This is a genomic window from Ramlibacter pinisoli, from assembly GCF_009758015.1.
Taxonomy (GTDB): Bacteria; Pseudomonadota; Gammaproteobacteria; order Burkholderiales; family Burkholderiaceae_C; genus Ramlibacter; species Ramlibacter pinisoli.
In genome coordinates this window covers 1,876,584-1,891,698 of sequence record NZ_WSEL01000009.1, presented here as the reverse complement: position 1 = coordinate 1,891,698, position 15,115 = coordinate 1,876,584, and the positions used below count along the sequence as shown (strand labels likewise).

Annotated in this window: 17 protein-coding genes; 5 read left to right on the top strand and 12 right to left on the bottom strand. The window is 69.8% G+C overall.

Going from position 1 to position 15,115, the window contains the following annotated elements; translation table 11 throughout:
- Positions 1-23: 23 nt before the first annotated feature.
- Genes GON04_RS23415 through GON04_RS23405 form a run of 3 tightly spaced genes read right to left on the bottom strand, consistent with a single transcriptional unit; the run spans position 24 to position 3,051 of the window.
- Positions 24-1,136 carry an acyl-CoA dehydrogenase family protein gene (locus GON04_RS23415; protein ID WP_157400374.1) on the bottom strand — a complete coding sequence of 371 codons (1,113 nt, stop codon included), beginning with the start codon at positions 1,134-1,136 and terminating at the stop codon, positions 24-26.
- An 11-nt stretch (positions 1,137-1,147) separates the two neighbouring features.
- Positions 1,148-2,329: an acyl-CoA dehydrogenase family protein gene (locus tag GON04_RS23410; protein WP_157400373.1), complete on the bottom strand. Its 1,182-nt coding sequence runs from the start codon at positions 2,327-2,329 to the stop codon at positions 1,148-1,150.
- A gap of 50 nt (positions 2,330-2,379) precedes the next feature.
- A complete protein-coding gene (locus GON04_RS23405; RefSeq protein WP_157400372.1) occupies positions 2,380-3,051 on the bottom strand; it encodes a YceH family protein in 672 nt (223 codons plus the stop codon).
- Between the two features lie 26 nt (positions 3,052-3,077).
- Between GON04_RS23405 and purN the strand changes: the two genes are divergently transcribed.
- The 3 genes from purN to GON04_RS23390 all read left to right on the top strand — a co-directional run bounded on the left by purN (position 3,078) and on the right by GON04_RS23390 (position 6,293).
- On the top strand, positions 3,078-3,662 hold the full coding sequence (gene purN, locus GON04_RS23400) for a phosphoribosylglycinamide formyltransferase (RefSeq protein ID WP_157400371.1): 585 nt from the start codon (positions 3,078-3,080) through the stop codon (positions 3,660-3,662).
- A 3-nt stretch (positions 3,663-3,665) separates the two neighbouring features.
- A complete protein-coding gene (locus GON04_RS23395; RefSeq protein ID WP_157400370.1) occupies positions 3,666-4,934 on the top strand; it encodes an RsmB/NOP family class I SAM-dependent RNA methyltransferase in 1,269 nt (422 codons plus the stop codon).
- 144 nt (positions 4,935-5,078) lie between these two features.
- Complete coding sequence (locus tag GON04_RS23390) at positions 5,079-6,293, top strand: DesA family fatty acid desaturase (RefSeq protein ID WP_157400369.1); 1,215 nt, start codon at positions 5,079-5,081, stop codon at positions 6,291-6,293.
- 205 nt (positions 6,294-6,498) lie between these two features.
- On the opposite strand, the gene rpmG is transcribed toward GON04_RS23390, so the two are convergent.
- Positions 6,499-6,669 (bottom strand): 50S ribosomal protein L33, encoded by a 171-nt coding sequence (rpmG, locus tag GON04_RS23385; protein ID WP_055899695.1) that lies wholly within the window; start codon positions 6,667-6,669, stop codon positions 6,499-6,501.
- 18 nt (positions 6,670-6,687) lie between these two features.
- On the bottom strand, positions 6,688-6,921 hold the full coding sequence (gene rpmB / locus GON04_RS23380) for a 50S ribosomal protein L28 (protein ID WP_157400368.1): 234 nt from the start codon (positions 6,919-6,921) through the stop codon (positions 6,688-6,690).
- Positions 6,922-7,150: 229 nt separating this feature from the next.
- Here rpmB and GON04_RS23375 point away from each other — a divergent pair, with 229 nt between their 5' ends.
- Entirely contained in the window at positions 7,151-7,378 is a 228-nt protein-coding gene (locus GON04_RS23375; RefSeq protein ID WP_157400367.1) for a sulfurtransferase TusA family protein, read from the top strand.
- Positions 7,379-7,393: 15 nt separating this feature from the next.
- Here the strand turns inward: GON04_RS23375 and GON04_RS23370 are convergent, their stop codons facing one another.
- Positions 7,394-8,383: a phosphatidate cytidylyltransferase gene (locus tag GON04_RS23370; RefSeq protein ID WP_157400366.1), complete on the bottom strand. Its 990-nt coding sequence runs from the start codon at positions 8,381-8,383 to the stop codon at positions 7,394-7,396.
- A 9-nt stretch (positions 8,384-8,392) separates the two neighbouring features.
- Positions 8,393-9,004: a lysophospholipid acyltransferase family protein gene (locus GON04_RS23365; RefSeq protein WP_157400365.1), complete on the bottom strand. Its 612-nt coding sequence runs from the start codon at positions 9,002-9,004 to the stop codon at positions 8,393-8,395.
- A 114-nt stretch (positions 9,005-9,118) separates the two neighbouring features.
- On the opposite strand from GON04_RS23365, the gene GON04_RS23360 reads away from it, so the two are divergent.
- Positions 9,119-9,985: a CAP domain-containing protein gene (locus GON04_RS23360; RefSeq protein WP_157400364.1), complete on the top strand. Its 867-nt coding sequence runs from the start codon at positions 9,119-9,121 to the stop codon at positions 9,983-9,985.
- A gap of 12 nt (positions 9,986-9,997) precedes the next feature.
- Here the strand turns inward: GON04_RS23360 and mtgA are convergent, their stop codons facing one another.
- The 5 genes from mtgA to GON04_RS23335 are packed head-to-tail and all read right to left on the bottom strand — an operon-like array spanning position 9,998 to position 15,085.
- Positions 9,998-10,726: a monofunctional biosynthetic peptidoglycan transglycosylase gene (mtgA, locus tag GON04_RS23355; RefSeq protein WP_157400363.1), complete on the bottom strand. Its 729-nt coding sequence runs from the start codon at positions 10,724-10,726 to the stop codon at positions 9,998-10,000.
- A 3-nt stretch (positions 10,727-10,729) separates the two neighbouring features.
- Positions 10,730-11,572, bottom strand: coding sequence for a shikimate dehydrogenase (gene aroE / locus GON04_RS23350; RefSeq protein WP_157400362.1), 843 nt, complete (start codon positions 11,570-11,572; stop codon positions 10,730-10,732).
- Positions 11,569-12,417: an energy transducer TonB gene (locus GON04_RS23345; protein WP_157400848.1), complete on the bottom strand. Its 849-nt coding sequence runs from the start codon at positions 12,415-12,417 to the stop codon at positions 11,569-11,571. Before GON04_RS23345 ends, aroE begins: the two co-directional genes overlap by 4 nt.
- Positions 12,418-12,419: 2 nt before the next feature.
- Positions 12,420-14,477 carry a ribonuclease catalytic domain-containing protein gene (locus tag GON04_RS23340; RefSeq protein WP_157400361.1) on the bottom strand — a complete coding sequence of 686 codons (2,058 nt, stop codon included), beginning with the start codon at positions 14,475-14,477 and terminating at the stop codon, positions 12,420-12,422.
- A gap of 23 nt (positions 14,478-14,500) precedes the next feature.
- The gene (locus GON04_RS23335) at positions 14,501-15,085 is read right to left on the bottom strand and encodes a YqiA/YcfP family alpha/beta fold hydrolase (RefSeq protein ID WP_157400360.1); all 585 of its coding nucleotides are present in this window, start codon (positions 15,083-15,085) and stop codon (positions 14,501-14,503) included.
- Between the last annotated feature and the right edge of the window lie 30 nt (positions 15,086-15,115).

Below are 15,115 nucleotides of genomic sequence, written 5' to 3'. Positions count from 1 at the left end.
GCATTCTGGGGGAGGGTCGACGCTCAGGCGAACACGCCGGCCGTGTCCTGCATCCGCGCCGACACTTCGCCCAGGTGGTGCAGCGTGTCGCCGAACGTCAGCTCCAGCTGGGTGAGCTTCTTGAAGTAGTGGCTGCCGATGTATTCGTCGGTGACGCCGATGCCGCCGTGCAGCTGCACCGAGTTCTGGCCCACGAAGCGCATCGCGACACCGAGCTGGTACTTGGCGCGCGCCATGGCCCGGCGCCGCTCCGCGGCCGGGGCATTGAGCTTCAGGCTCGCGTAGTAGCTCATCGAGCGCGCCAGTTCCTGTTGCATCTTCATGTCCGCCATGCGGTGGCGCAGGGCCTGGAAGCTGGCGATCGTGACGCCGAACTGCTTGCGGGTGTTCATGTACTCCGCCGTCAGGGCCATGGTCTTGTCGATGACGCCGACGCCTTCCGCGCACGCGCAGGCAATGCCGATGTCGACCGCATGTTCCAGGGCCGCCAGGCCGTCCTGCGTGACCAGCGTGGCCGGGGCGTTGCTGAACACGACCTCGGCGGCGCGGCTGCCGTCCAGGGTGGGGTAGCCCGTGGCGGTGACGCCGGCGGCGCGCTCGACCAGCAGCATCGCCATGCGGCCGTCCGCCATGGCGGGCACCAGGAACGCATCGGCCTGGTCGCCGGCCGGCACCAGGCTCTTGCTGCCGCTCACGGTCCAGCCGTCGCCCTGCCGGCTGGCCTTGGTCTCGCAGCGGTCCAGGTGCCAGCGCGCCTTGCGTTCCTGGTGCGCCAGCACCAGCAGCGTCTCGCCACTGGCGATGTGGCCCAGCCGGGCCGTCTTGAGCGGTTCCGGTCCATACCCGTTGATGACCGCGCCGGCGATGAGCGCCTGCGCCAGCGGCTCCAGCACCAGGCCACGGCCCAGCTCCTCCATCACCACCATGCCCTCGACCGGCCCCATGCCCATGCCGGCGTGGTCCTCGGGAACGTAGAGCCCGGCCAGGCCCAGTTCGGCCAGCTCGGTGTAGGTGTCGCGGTCGAAGCCGCCGGCGCGCACGGCGCCCCGCCGGCGCTCGAAGCCGTAGCTGCGGTCGACCCACTTGCGTACCGCGTCGCGCAGCTGTTCCTGGTCGTCGGAAAAATCGAAGTCCATGTCTTGTCTCCTCAGCCCAGGACGGTCTGCGCCACGATGTTGCGCTGAACCTCGTTGCTGCCGCCGTAGATGGTGGTCTTGCGCAGGTTGAAATAGGTCGCTGCCAGCGGCGCCAGTCCCGTTGCGGCGCCCGGGAAGTCGCCCTGCCAGCCGGCTTCCATGGCTTCCAGGATGAAGGGCACGCTGTACGGGCCCCCGGCCAGCATCATCAGTTCGCTGTAACGCTGCTGGATCTCGCTGCCCTTGATCTTCAGCAGGCCGGCCACGTCGAGCGAGTTCTTGCCCGACTTCTCGGCCGACAGCACGCGCAGCACCATCATCTCCAGGGCCACGATGTCGACTTCCAGCTTGGCGATCTCGTCGCGGAAGCGCTGGTCGTCGTACACGCCCTCGGCCTTGGCGATGCGCTTGAGCCGCTCGAGCTCGCGCTTGGCGCGGTTGACGTCGGCGATGTTGGTGCGTTCGTGCGAGAGCAGGTGCTTGGCGTAGGTCCAGCCCTTGTTCTCCTCGCCGATCAGGTTCTCGGCCGGCACTTCGACGTTGTCGAAGAACACCTCGTTCACCTCATGGCCGCCGTCGAGCATGATGATGGGCCGCACGCTGACGCCGGGCGACTTCATGTCGAGCAGCAGGAACGAGATGCCGGTCTGCGGCTTGCCTTCGGTGCTGGTGCGCACCAGGTTGAACATCCAGTCGCCGTACTGGCCCAGGGTGGTCCAGGTCTTCTGGCCGTTGACGATGTACTTGTCGCCCTTGCGTTCGGCGCGTGTCTTGAGCGACGCCAGGTCGGAGCCCGAGCCCGGCTCGCTGTAGCCCTGGCTCCACCACACCTCGCCGCTGGCGATGCCCGGCAGGAAGCGCTTCTGCTGCTCGGCGTTGCCGAAGGCCATGATGACCGGCGCCACCATCACCGGCCCGAAGGGCACGATGCGCGGCGCGCCGGCCAGCGCGCACTCTTCCTCGAACAGGTGTTTCTGGATGGCGTTCCAGCCCGGGCCGCCGAACTGCTTCGGCCAGCCGTAGCCCAGCCAGCCCTTCTTGCCGAGGATGCGGGCCCAGCGCTGCATGTCATCGCGCGTGAGGTGCAGGTTGTTGTGGACCTTGTTCGAAATGTCCTGCGGCAGGTTGTCGCGCACCCAGGCGCGGATGTCTTCGCGGAACTGCTGTTCCTCGGGCGTGAAGGCCAGGTCCATGGGGGGTGTCTCCGGTATGCGATGCGAACGCGGTTTCTAGCACGGGCGTGCTATCGGTCCTGTCCGAGTCGTGACAAGCCGAGGGATTCGCGCAGGCTCTGCAGTTCTTCGCGCAGCACGGCGACCTCGCCCTCGAGTGCCTGCAGCCGCCCGGCCAAGCCGGCGGGCGCCGCTTCCCGCGCCGGCTCGCGCGAGGCGTCCCGCGCGCCGGCGTTGTCGGCCAGGGCGCCGGACAGCAGGTGTGCCCAGCGCTGTTCGCGCGCTCCCGGGGCCTTGGGCAGGCGCGCGACGAGGGCCCCGCCCTTGTCGGCCGAGCGCTCCTCCAGTTCGGCCAGGAAGGCCTCGACCGAGGAGATGTCGGCGAAGCGATGCCAGCGTTCGCTGTTGATGCGCAGCTCGCCTGCGGTCTGCGGCCCGCGCAGCATGAGCAGGCCCAGCAGTGCCGAGGACTGGCTGGGCACGCCCAGGACGCGCTCGAAGTTGTGCTCCCAGCGGGTGACGCGGCTGCCACTGGTCTCGAAGACGAGCGCCAGCCGCTTGAGCTCGTCCAGGGCTTCCTGCGCCTGGGCGTCGGTCACCTCCAGCAGAGGATCGCGGGCGCTCTTCTGGTTGCAGCCGGCCACCAGCGCGTTCAGCGACAGCGGGTAGCTGTCCGGAACGGTGCGGGCCTTTTCCATCAGCGTGCCGAGCACGCGCGTTTCGATCAGGGTCAGGGGTCGCATGGGGAGGATGGGACAATCGCTGCCGAATGAAGAACATCGTGATTCTGATCTCGGGCGGGGGCTCGAACATGGCCGCCATCGTGCGCGCGGCCCAGCGCGGCGAGTGGGCCCACCGCCACGACGCCCAGGTGGCGGCCGTGGTGAGCAACCGTCCCGATGCCGGCGGCCTGGCCTTCGCTCGCGAGCAGGGCATCGCCGCGGAGGTGGTCGACCACAAGCAGTTCGAGGGCCGCGAGCCGTTCGAGGCGCAGCTGGTCGCGGCGATCGACCGCCACCAGCCCTGGCTGGTGGCGCTGGCCGGCTTCATGCGCATCCTCACGCCCGGCTTCGTCGGCCGCTACCAGGGCCGGCTGCTGAACATCCATCCCTCGCTGCTGCCGGCCTTCCCCGGCCTGCACACCCACCGCCGCGCCATCGAGGCGGGCTGCCGCTTCGCCGGCGCCACCGTGCACCAGGTGACCGCCGAGCTCGACCACGGCCCCATCCTCGAGCAGGCGGTGGTTCCGGTCCTGCCCGGCGACACCGAGGCGGCGCTCGCTGCCCGCGTGCTGACGCAGGAGCACCGCATCTATCCGCGTGCCATCGAGGCGCTGCTGCGCGGGGGGCTCTGAGCGATGCATCCCAAGGCCATCCTCGGTGCCTGCAGCGAGCTGTTGCAGGATGTCCTGACCTTCGAGCACCCGGCCGACGCCGTCGTGTCGCGCTACTTCCGCGAGCACCGCTCGCTCGGTCCGCGCGAGCGTGGGACGCTGGCCGAGACGGTGTACGCGGTGCTGCGCCGCAAGCTGCTGTTCGACCACCTGGCGCCGTCGGGCAGCGGGCCCAAGGCGAGGCGGCTGGCCATCCTGGGCTTCCAGGGCCCGCGTGACTTCCTGCTGGCTGCGCTGGACGAGCCGGAAAAGCGCTGGCTGGCGCAGTGCGACGCGGTCGACCGCCAGGCTCTGCTGGAGCGGCACCGGCACAACCTGCCCGAGTGGCTGGTCGAGCCGTTGAAGGCGCAGCTGGGGGCCGAGTTCTGGGCCCTGGCAGAGTGCTTCAACGAGCCGGCCCCGCTGGACCTGCGGGTCAATGCCTTTACCGACAAGCGCGAGGATGTCCAGGCCGAACTGCGGCGGGCGGGCATCGCCGCCGTTGCGACGCCGTATTCGCCCTGGGGGCTGCGCCTGGCCGACAAGCCTGCGCTGACCAGGCTCGAGGCGTTCACCCGCGGTGCCTTCGAGGTGCAGGACGAGGGCTCCCAGCTGCTGGCCCTGCTGCTGGAGGCACGGCGCGGCGAAATGGTGGTCGACTTCTGCGCCGGCGCCGGCGGCAAGACGCTGGCCTTGGGCGCCGTGATGCGCAGCACCGGGCGTCTCTATGCGTTCGACACCTCGGCCCACCGCCTCGAGGCGCTCAAGCCCCGCCTGGCGCGCAGCAAGCTCAGCAACGTGCATCCGGCGGCCATCGCCCACGAGCGCGACGAGCGCATCAAGCGGCTGGCGGGCAAGATCGACCGGGTGATCGTCGACGCGCCCTGTTCGGGGCTGGGCACCCTGCGCCGCAACCCGGACCTGAAATGGCGGCAATCGCCCCAGGCCGTGGCGGAGATGACCGTCAAGCAGGCCGCCATCCTGCGCAGTGCCGCCCGTCTGCTCAAGTCAGGCGGCCGGCTGGTCTATGCCACCTGCAGCGTGCTGCCGGCGGAGAACGAGGACATCGCCGCGGCCTTCACGGCCGAGCTGGCCGAGACGTTCCGGCCCCTCCCGGTCGCTGACATCCTGCAACACGTCAAGGTGACCCAGCCGGGGCTGACGGCCGGGCCGGACGGCGGTGCCTACCTGCGCCTGTGGCCGCACCGCCACCAGACCGACGGGTTCTTCGCGGCGGCCTGGGAGCGCCGCTGAGCCGGCGCGGCAGGGTTGACGAGAGTCAATCCTTTACGCGCAAATAGCACAAATTTGAGGCCGCCGGGAACCCCTAGGCCTAAAATGGCTCGGATGGGTTGCGGCATCCCTGCCCGCGCCTGACTTGCGAGACCTCCTCACCTTATGTTTCTTCCCGACTGGGCCGTGCTGAACGCGGCGATCGACTGGCTGGCCCACGGCCTCTGGAATCTGCCCTGGTGGCAGGTCGTCCTGTACACGCTGGCCACCACGCACGTGACCATCGCCGCGGTCACCATCTTCCTGCACCGCACGCAGGCCCACCGTGCGATGGACCTGGGCCCCATCCCGTCGCACTTCTTCCGCTTCTGGCTGTGGCTGGGCACCGGCATGGTGACCAAGGAGTGGGTGGCGATCCACCGCAAGCACCACGCCAAGTGCGAGACCGCCGACGACCCGCACAGCCCGCAGACCCGCGGCATCGAAACCGTGCTGTGGCGCGGCGCCGAGCTCTACCGTGCCGAGGCCAAGAACAAGGAAACCATGGCCAAGTTCGGCCACGGCACGCCCGACGACTGGATCGAGCGCAACCTGTACACCCGCTACAGCTGGCAGGGCGTGGGCGTGATGCTCATCCTCGACCTGGCCCTGTTCGGCGCCCTCGGTGCCGCCGTCTGGGCGGTGCAGATGCTGTGGATCCCGATCACGGCGGCCGGCATCATCAACGGCATCGGCCACTACTGGGGTTACCGCAACTTCGAGGCGCCGGACGCCAGCACCAACATCTCGCCCTGGGGCCTGATCATCGGCGGCGAGGAACTGCACAACAACCACCACACCTACCCGACCTCGGCCAAGTTCTCGGTCAAGCCCTACGAGTTCGACATCGGCTGGGTCTACATCCAGGCCATGCAGCGCATCGGCTGGGCCAAGGTCAAGAAGGTTCCGCCCAAGCTGCGCCTGGGCGCGGTCAAGCCGGTCGCCGACGAGAAGACGCTGGAGGCGCTCATTGCCCACCGCTACGAGGTGATGGCCGGCTACGCCCGCGAAATGCGCCGGGTCTGCAAGTCGGAAATCGAGCTTCTCAAGGAGAAGAAGGCCGACCTGTCGCCGCTCAAGGCGGCCCGCCGCTGGCTGCACCGCGACGACGACCGGGTGCCGGCCTCGGCCCGGGTCCAGCTCGAGCGCGCCCGTGCCGCCCACCCGGTGCTGGACCAGATGGTCACCATGCGCGAGGAACTGCGCCAGATGTGGCTCAACACCTCCCAGTCGCGCGAGCAGCTCGCAGCCGACCTGCAGGCCTGGTGCCGGCGGGCGGAGGAAAGCGGCATCGAGGCGCTGCGCCAGTTCTCGCTGCGCCTGCGCGCCGCGAACGCCTGACCTGCGGGCGCACCGCGCCCGCACCAGCTCCCCGGCAACAGCCTGCGGCCCAACGGTCGCAGGCTGTTGTCTTTTGGGCGTCGCCAGCGACGGGCGAGGGAAAGGTCGGAGGGCTATCCGGATCCGGAAACGAAAAAGCCCCGCAGTGCGGGGCTTTCCTGGATCCCCGCCTGGGCGGGGAGAAGTCGAAGCGCAGCGGTGCTGCTTACTTCAGCTTCGTTTCCTTGTACTCGACGTGCTTGCGAGCCTTGGGGTCGAACTTCATGATCGACATCTTCTCGGGCATCGTCTTCTTGTTCTTGCTGGTCGTGTAGAAGTGGCCGGTGCCCGCCGTGGACTCCAGCTTGATCTTTTCGCGTCCGCCTTTGCTAGCCATGGTGCTGCTCCTTCTCGGTTAGGCCTGGCCGCGGGCGCGCATGTCCGCGAGCACGGCTTCGATGCCATTCTTGTCGATCAGGCGCACGGCGGCGTTGGACACGCGCAGGCGCACCCAGCGGCTTTCGCTCTCGACCCAGAAACGGCGGTATTGCAGGTTCGGCAGGAACCGGCGCTTGGTTTTGTTGTTCGCGTGGGAAACGTTGTTTCCCACCATCGGGCCCTTGCCCGTGACGTCGCAGACGCGTGCCATGGAAGCACTCCAGAAAAATCGGCGGCCACTGTCGGGCGCAACGGCTTGCGTTGCGGCCCTCGCGAAACTCGCCTCACCTCGCCAAGTCGGGTGGCGGTAACCCATCTGCCGTTCGACCACCTTCCCAGGTGGGATGCCGGCAAAGCCTGCGATCATAGCACGCTGGCGGCAGCGTCGGCCTGGTGCCGTGCTTCGGCCTAGAATCGGCCTCATCTCGCCAGGGCCCTCCATGACCATCGACAAGGAAATCGACACCCGCGGCCTCAACTGCCCGCTGCCCATCCTGCGCGCCAAGAAGGCGCTCACGGACATGCTGACGGGCCAGCTGCTGCGGGTGGTCGCTACCGATCCGGGCTCGATGCGCGACTTCCAGGCTTTCGCCCGCCAGACCGGCAACGAGCTGGTCGAGCAGCAGCAGCTGGGCGAGGAGTTCATCCACGTCCTGCGCCGCCGCTAGGCGTCGTTCGCGCCCTCAGGCGCCGAAGTACCAACGCACCGAGTGGAAGAAGATCGGCGCGCCGAAGCACAGCGCGTCGACGCGGTCCAGCAGGCCGTTGGCGCCGGTGACGGCGGCCCGGGGGCCCCACGCCGGCACGCCGCGGTCGCGCTTGAGGGCCTTCATCACCAGGTGTCCGAGCGACCCCGCGGCACAGGCGATGGCCGCCATTCCCACTGCCTGGCCCAGCGTGAAGGGCGTGATGAACGACAGGGCGCCGCCCAGCAGGCTGCCCGCCGCCATGCCGGCGGCCCAGCAAGGCCAGTTGAAGCTGCTGCTCACGCCGGGAATGCTCGGCGGCCGCCGTAGCCGGCGGGTCAGCAGGTGCTGCACCACCATGCAGGTCTGGATCACGAACACCATGAAGAACACCAGGAAGGCGCCCTTGCCGGTGAAGTTGCGCTGGCTGAAGTCCAGCAGCAGCAACGCCGGCACGTGGCTCATGCCGTAGATGCACACCACGATGCCCCACTGGAGCTTGGCATTGCGCTCCAGGAACCGCTGGGTGTCGCCGCCCAGCGCGCTCGCCACCGGCAGCGCCAGGAAGACATACACCGGGATGAACACTGTGAACAGGTCGAAGTGCCGCGTCGCCGCCAGCCAGAACTGCACCGGCAGCACGACGAAGAACGCCAGCACCAGGCTGCGGTGGTCGGCTCGGCGGGTGGGCGACAGGGTGATGAATTCGCGCAGCGCCAGGAAGGCGATGAGCGCGAACAGCAACGTGCCCATCAGGTCCCCGGCCGCCCAGGCGGCCCAGAACACCGTCACCATGAACCAGGAAGTACCCAGCAGCCGGCGGAAGTTGCGCAGTTCCTCGTGCCGGGACTCGTCGCGTGCGTCGCTGCGCGTGCGGAAGGTCAGCAGGAAGGCGGCGATGCTGATGATCGCCAGGAGCCCGAAGACGGAAACGAACAGCGCCCCCACCTGCTGGGAGGGCGTGAGGCTGCGCAGGAACGAGAGCATGGTGGCGGCTCAGACGTTGCGCAGGGCGATCACCGCGTCGCGGGCGCGGCGCAGGAAGGCGTGCCGGTCCTCGCCGGGCGCCAGCGCCACCGGGGCGCCGAAGGTGACGGAGCACAGGATCGGAACCGGGACCACCTCGCCCTTGGGCATGACCCGCTGCACGTTGTCGATCCATGCGGGCACCAGCACCACCTGGGGGAACCGCAGCGCCAGGTTGTACAGCCCGGCTTTGAACGGCTGGGGTTCCTCGGCGTGGCCGCGCGTGCCTTCCGGGAACAGGATGATGGAGTCGCCGCTGGCCAGCGCCTGCACCAGCGGCTCGAGCGGGTCCTGCTCGCCGGTGCGGGCGCGGTCGATGTAGATGGCGTTGAAGACCCGGGTGGTGATCCACTCGCGCAGGCGGCTCGTCGTCCAGTAGTCGCGGGCCGCGATGGGGCGGGTGATGCTGCGCAGTTCCTGCGGCAAGGCGGCCCAGATCATCACCAGGTCGGCATGGCTCTGGTGGTTGGCGAAATAGATCCGCTGTTCGGCCTTGGGCGGGCAGCCGTACCAGCGCGCCTGTGCCCCGGTGAGCAGGCGCACCAGGCCCAGCAGGAACAGGCTCATCGCCTTGGCAAGCATGGGCGGATCTTAAGCACCCGATGAGGCACTGGGATGTGCGGCCGAGCTACCTTTTGTTGCGTATGAAGGCGCAGAGCCACCCCTGCCCGACGGCGCGGTGGCTACGCTGGGCCGATGTCACTGCTGACGAACTTTCCCGACCTGCTGTTCGGCCTGGGGCTGGCGGCCGTGACCCCTGGGCAGGCCCAGCAGCAGGCGCACCCGATCCGGGACGATGCCGCCGCGCTCGTGCAGGCGGCGCGGCAGCAGTGCAATCCGGATGCACCGGCGCTGCGAACCCAGCCGAGGCTGTCCGAGGCAGCTCGGCGGTTGTCGCGGGGCGTCCCGCTGCAGACCGCGCTCGACGACAGCGACTACCGGGCGCGCCGCAGTTTCCAGTGGACGTTCAAGGGCTACGCCTCGCCGGACGCGGTGGCGCAGGCGCTGCAGCAGAAGCACTGCTCCACCCTGGGCAATCCGGAACTGCTCGATGTCGGCCTGCAGCGCAACGGCAACTCGTACTGGCTGGTCGCCGCGGCGCCGTTCGATCCGCCGGCGCAGGGCGCGGCCGGTGCCGTGGCCGCCCGCGTGCTGACGCTGGTGAACCAGGCCAGGACGCAGCCGCGGCGCTGCGGCAGCCAGGCGTTCGGCGCCGCGCCGTCCCTCTCGCTCAACGAGGTGCTCACGCGTGCGGCGGCCACGCATGCGGAGTCGATGGCCCGCTACGGCTACATGGAACACCGGGGACGCGACGGCAGTTCGCCGGCCGACCGCGCCAGCCGGGTCGGTTACGACTGGCGCAGCATCGGCGAGAACATCGCCATGGGCCAGACCACGCCCGAGAAGGTGATGCAGGACTGGCTGCACAGTCCCGAGCACTGCGCCAACATCATGGAGCCGCGCTTCACCGAGATGGGGCTGGCGTACGCCGTGAACAAAGGCAGCGAGGGCGGCATCTACTGGGCCCAGGCGTTCGGGCTGCCCAAGCGCGCGACGCGCTGAGGTGGGGCCGGCTCAGGGCAGTTCGGCGTGGCGCATGCGCGCGAGGATGGTCTGCGCGCGGCTGGCCAGGTAGCCCGAGTTGGGCACCTTCTCGAAATAGCGCGGGCGCGGCAGCATCACGGCGAGCCGGGCCGCCTCGTAGGGCGTGAGCTGGGCGGCCGGCTTGCGCCAGTAGTGGCGCGCCGCGGCCTCGGCGCCGAAGACGCCTTCCCCCCATTCCACGTTGTTCAGGTAGATCTCCAGGATGCGCTGCTTGGTCAGCAGCCGTTCGAGCGCGAACGTCAGCACGATCTCCTGTCCCTTGCGCACCAGCGTGCGCTCGCCGGACAGCAGCAGGTTCTTGGCCAGTTGCTGGGTGATGGTGGAGCCGCCGACGATCTTGGGTGGCCTGGCATTCGGGCGCAGCTGGGACCGCCGCGCGGCCTGCTCCTCGGCCTTGGCATTGCGCTCCCAGGCCTTCTCGATCGCCTCCCAGTCGACGCCGTCGTGGGTGGCGAAGCCGTCGTCCTCCGAGGCGATGACGGCCCGCTTCAGGTGCTCGGAGATGCGGTCGTACGGCACCCAGTCCTGGCGCCAGCGCAGGCGGTCCTTCTGGCTGGCGATGCGCCAGGCCTCGGACCGCTGGAAGGTGGTGGACTCGGGGTCGACCGACACGGCAACGGCGATGCGCAGCACGAAGAACAGCTGCAGCAGCACGCCGGCCAGCACGGCCAGCAGCAGCCAGCGCAGCAGCCCCTTCATCGATCAGCCCGCCGCCAGCAGCGCCCGCAGTTCCGCCAGCACGCCGTCGGTGTCCGGGCGGACGCCGCGCCAGACCAGGAACGACTCGGCCGCCTGTTCCACCAGCATGCCCAGCCCGTCGCGGCCGCGGGCGCCGTGCTCGTGGGCCCACTGCAGGAAACCCTGGGCCGGCGGGCCGTACATCATGTCGTACGCCAGGGCCCCGGGGGCCAGCGCCGAACCCGGAACCGGCACGCCGCCTCCGGACAGGCTGGCTGCGGTGGCATTCAGGACGACGTGGAAGCCGGCCGGCACCGCGTCCAGCCCGCAGCCGCCCAGGTCGACGCCGCTGGCGGCTGCCAGCGCGGCGTGGCCCTCGAGCAGGGCCAGCGCCCTGGACACGGTGCGGTTGGCCACCACCACGCGCCGGGGTCGCGCTTCCAGCAAGGGGCCCAGCACGCCGGCAGCGGCGCCGCCGCCACCCACCAGCAGCACGTCGCGGCCGACGAGATCGACGCCGGCATTGCGCTGGATGTCGTTGACCAGCCCTGCGCCGTCGGTGTTGTCGCCGAAGACGGCGCCATCCGGGTCGAAGCGCAGCGTGTTGCAGGCACCGGCCAGCCGGGCCCGCTCGGTCCTCGCGGTGGCCAGGGCGGCCGCCTCGAACTTGAACGGCACCGTGACGTTGCAGCCGCGGCCGCCGCCGGCGCGGAATGCCCGCAGCGCGGCGGCGAAGCCGTCCAGGGGCGCCAGCAGGCGTTCGTACTGCACGGGCTCGCCGGTCTGGCGGGCGAAGCGGGCGTGGATCCAGGGGGAGCGGCTGTGGGCGACAGGGTTGCCGACCACGCAGTAGGCGTCGGGGGTCATCGGCTGGTGAGCTTGGTTTCCAGCGTCTCGTCGCGGGTGAACTTGAAGCGCGAGACGACCACGATCTGGTCGGCGCGGCGGCGCATCGCCGTGGTGAAGGCACCGAACGGGCCGGCCGCGCGGGCGATGGTCTGGGCCCGGCGGTCGAGGGTGGGATTGCCCGAGGTCTCGACCACTTCGGTGGCGAGCACGCGGCCGTCGTGGTTGACGGTGACGATCATCGTGAGCTCGCCGTACAGCTTCTGCCCCGACGCTTCCGGGAAGTTGTGCGTGCCCCGGTCCTCGATGCGCCGCCGCAGGGTGTCGTAGTAGACGGCGTAGGTCTCCTCGCGCGTGGCCGGGCTGATGTAGCGCTTCTTGGGCCGGGCGTTCTCTTCGTTGATGCGGCGCTCGATCTCGGCCAGCAGCTTCACCAGCTGGCGCCGTCGTTCCTCCCGGGCCTGGGCCTCGGGGTTGGTGGCGGGCTGCCGGGGGTCGGCCGGTGGCATGGCTGCCAGCATCTGCTTGACCTGGGCGAGCATGAGCATCTGCTGCTCCTGCATCGTCTCGATGCGCTTTTGCGCCTCCTCGCTGGAATCGCCGATGGACGACAGCGCGGAGGGCGGCAGCGGCGAGGTGGCACGGCCCCGGGCGGCCTCGCCGCCGCCGGCCAGCGTTGCCTGGGCGATGGCCTGGGCCTTGTCCGGGCGTTCGGTGGTCCTGGCGTTGACCAGCACCACTTCGAGCGGCGTGTCCTGGAACACCCGGTTGAAGGCTTCGGGATCGACGATGCGAACCGTCAGGAGTGCCGCATGGGCCGCGACCGACACGCCCAGCGCGATCTGCAGGGTGCTGAGGGACTTCAGGTTCACGAGGGCGGATTATCCGCCCCATTGTCGGGTTCGGCGCCTTCCGACACGTCGACGGCGATGGCGATCGGGCCGCCCACCGCCTCCTCGTCCTCGCCGGTGTCGTCTTCGGCCGACACCGCCTGGGGCGCGGCATCGAGCCGCTCGACGACGGTGCCCGCCACCTCCAGCGTGATGTCGTCGATGGCGCCCAGCCGCACGCGCAGGCGGGCACCGCGCGGCGCGCCCTCGGCGCCGAGCACCGGCAGCACCAGCGGCAGGTCGTCCGCGCGCACCAGGCCTTCCTTGAAGACCGTGCCCGTGATCTCCTGCAGCCCGTGCTGGCGCAGGTAGCGCAGCGTCCAGAACCGCTCCATGCCGGCCTGGTAGCCGTTGTAGGCCGTGTAGGCGGCATCGAAGCTGGAAATGACCGAGAACAGCTCGGCGTCCTTCGGCTTGAAGGGCGCCGCCAGGGCCGCGGTGCGCCCGTGGCGGGCCGCCGCGATGATCTGCCACTGGTTCACCAGGTCGGTGTAGCGGCGCAACGGCGAGGTGCTCCAGGCGTAGCACTTGACGCCGATGCCGGCGTGCGGCGCGGCCTTGGTGCCCATGCGCACCTTGACGCCCGGCGCCAGGCTGGCCTGGCTGCGGTAGATGCCGGGGATGCCCAGGTCGGCCAGCCACTGGCCCCAGCTGCTGTTGGCCAGGATCATGGCCTCGGCGACGATCAGGTCGAGCGGCGCGCCCCGGCGGCGCACGGTGATCTCGACCTGCTCCGTGCCGTCCGGCTCGCGGCCCTCGCTGCCCACCAGGCGGAAGTTGTAGTCGGGACGGTTGAAGGTCTCCGGCTTGCCGCGCACCAGTTCGCGCAGGCCCTTCAGGTGCAGGGCCAGGCGCCACAGGAAGGCCAGCGGCTCGCGCAGGCGGGTGACCACTTCCGGCATCTCGCCGCCCGCGGCCCCGCCCTCGAGCCAGCCTTCGGTGAGCGCGGCGTCCAGCTGGTCGTGGCGCAGGTTGGTCGCGATGGGCACGCGTTCGAGCCGCGTTTGCGAGTCCTTCACCACCAGGGTCTGCTCGTCGAAGTCGACGTACAGCGACACGGCGGGGCAGTCGCGCCCCTCCTGCAACGTGTAGGCCTGCACGACGTCGTCCGGCAGCATGGTGATCTTGTGGCCGGGCATGTACACGGTCGACAGGCGCTGGCGCGCCACCTGGTCGATCGGCGTGCCGGGCTGCAGCGCCAGGCCGGGCGCCGCGATGTGGATGCCCACCGTGACCGTGCCCGATCCCAGGCCCTGGACCGACAGTGCGTCGTCGATCTCGGTGGTGCTGGAGTCGTCGATCGAGAACGCCTGCACCGGCGCCAGCGGCAATTCGTCCGAGATGGCGGGCGCCGCCAGCGGCGGGAATCCCGTGCCCTTGGGGAAGTGGTCGAACAGGAACCGCTTCCAGTGGAACTCGTAGGCCGAATGGATGGCACCGGCGTTCTGCAGCAGCGCCAGCGGCGCCGTGTGGGTGGCGCGCGAGGCCTCGACCACCGCCTTGTATTCGGGCGCGTTCTTGTCCGGCTTGAACAGGATGCGGTACAGCTGGTCGCGGATCGCCGGCGGGCAACTGCCGCTGCCCAGCTCGGCGGCCCAGGCCTCGATCTGCTGCTGCACCTGCTTCTTCTTCTCGATCGCCGCCAGCGCCTGCTGCACGATCTCGGCCGGCGCCTTGCGGAACCGGCCCTTGCCGGCGCGGCGGAAGTAGTGGGGCGCCTCGAACAGGCGCAGCAGCGTCGCGGCCTGCTGGTCCAGGCTGGCCTTGTCGCTGAAGTACTCGCGTGCCAGCTCGGCGAAACCGAACTCCTCCTGCGGGGCGAACTCCCAGGCCAGGTCGAGCTCGATCTCCGACGCCAGCTTCTGGGCTGCCGCCATCAGCTCGGAGGGCTGGGGCTTGTCGAACTTCAGCAGGACGTTGGCGGCCTTGACCTTGACCCGCTTGCCGCTTTCCAGCTCCACCTGCGCCGACGCATCGGCTTCCGACAGCACCCGGCCGGCGAGGAACTTCCCGGCATCTTCGAACAAAGCAAACATCGCCGGGATTGTCCCATGCACCCTCAACGCGACAGCAGGAAGCCGAGCACCCCGTCGATCTGCTGGTCGAAGTCCGACAGCGCGTGGTCGCTGCCTTCCAGCAGCTCGATGTGCGCCCCTGCGTAGCGGGCCGCCATCTCGCGCCAGTCCAGCACTTCGTCACCCTTGGCGATCACGGCGTACGTTGCCTCGGGGCGGCGCAGCCCGGTGTGTTGCAGCGCCCGCAGCTCCTCGATGTAGGCGGGCTCGAAGTAGAAGCGGTCGGCCGGGTCGTGCCAGGACGCCTGCTCGCCGATGTGGCGTGCGAGGTCGCGGGCCGGGTCGACGGCCGGGTTGAGGACCACGCAGGGGCAGCCGGTCTCGTGGGCGACGTGGGTGGCGTAGAAGCCGCCGAGCGAGGACCCGATGACGCCCATGCCGGCACGCGGCCAGTGCGCGATGCCGTCCATCACCAGGGCCATGGCCTCGCGCGGCGAGGGCGGCAGCTGCGGGCACCACCACGTGAGGTCCGGATGGTCGGCGGCGACCCGGGCCGCCACCAGGCGGGCCTTGGTCGATCGCGGCGAGGACCGGAAGCCGTGCAGGTAGAGAAGGTGGGTCAGGGGCATGCGCCGATCATAGGAAGCGCCCAGTTCTCG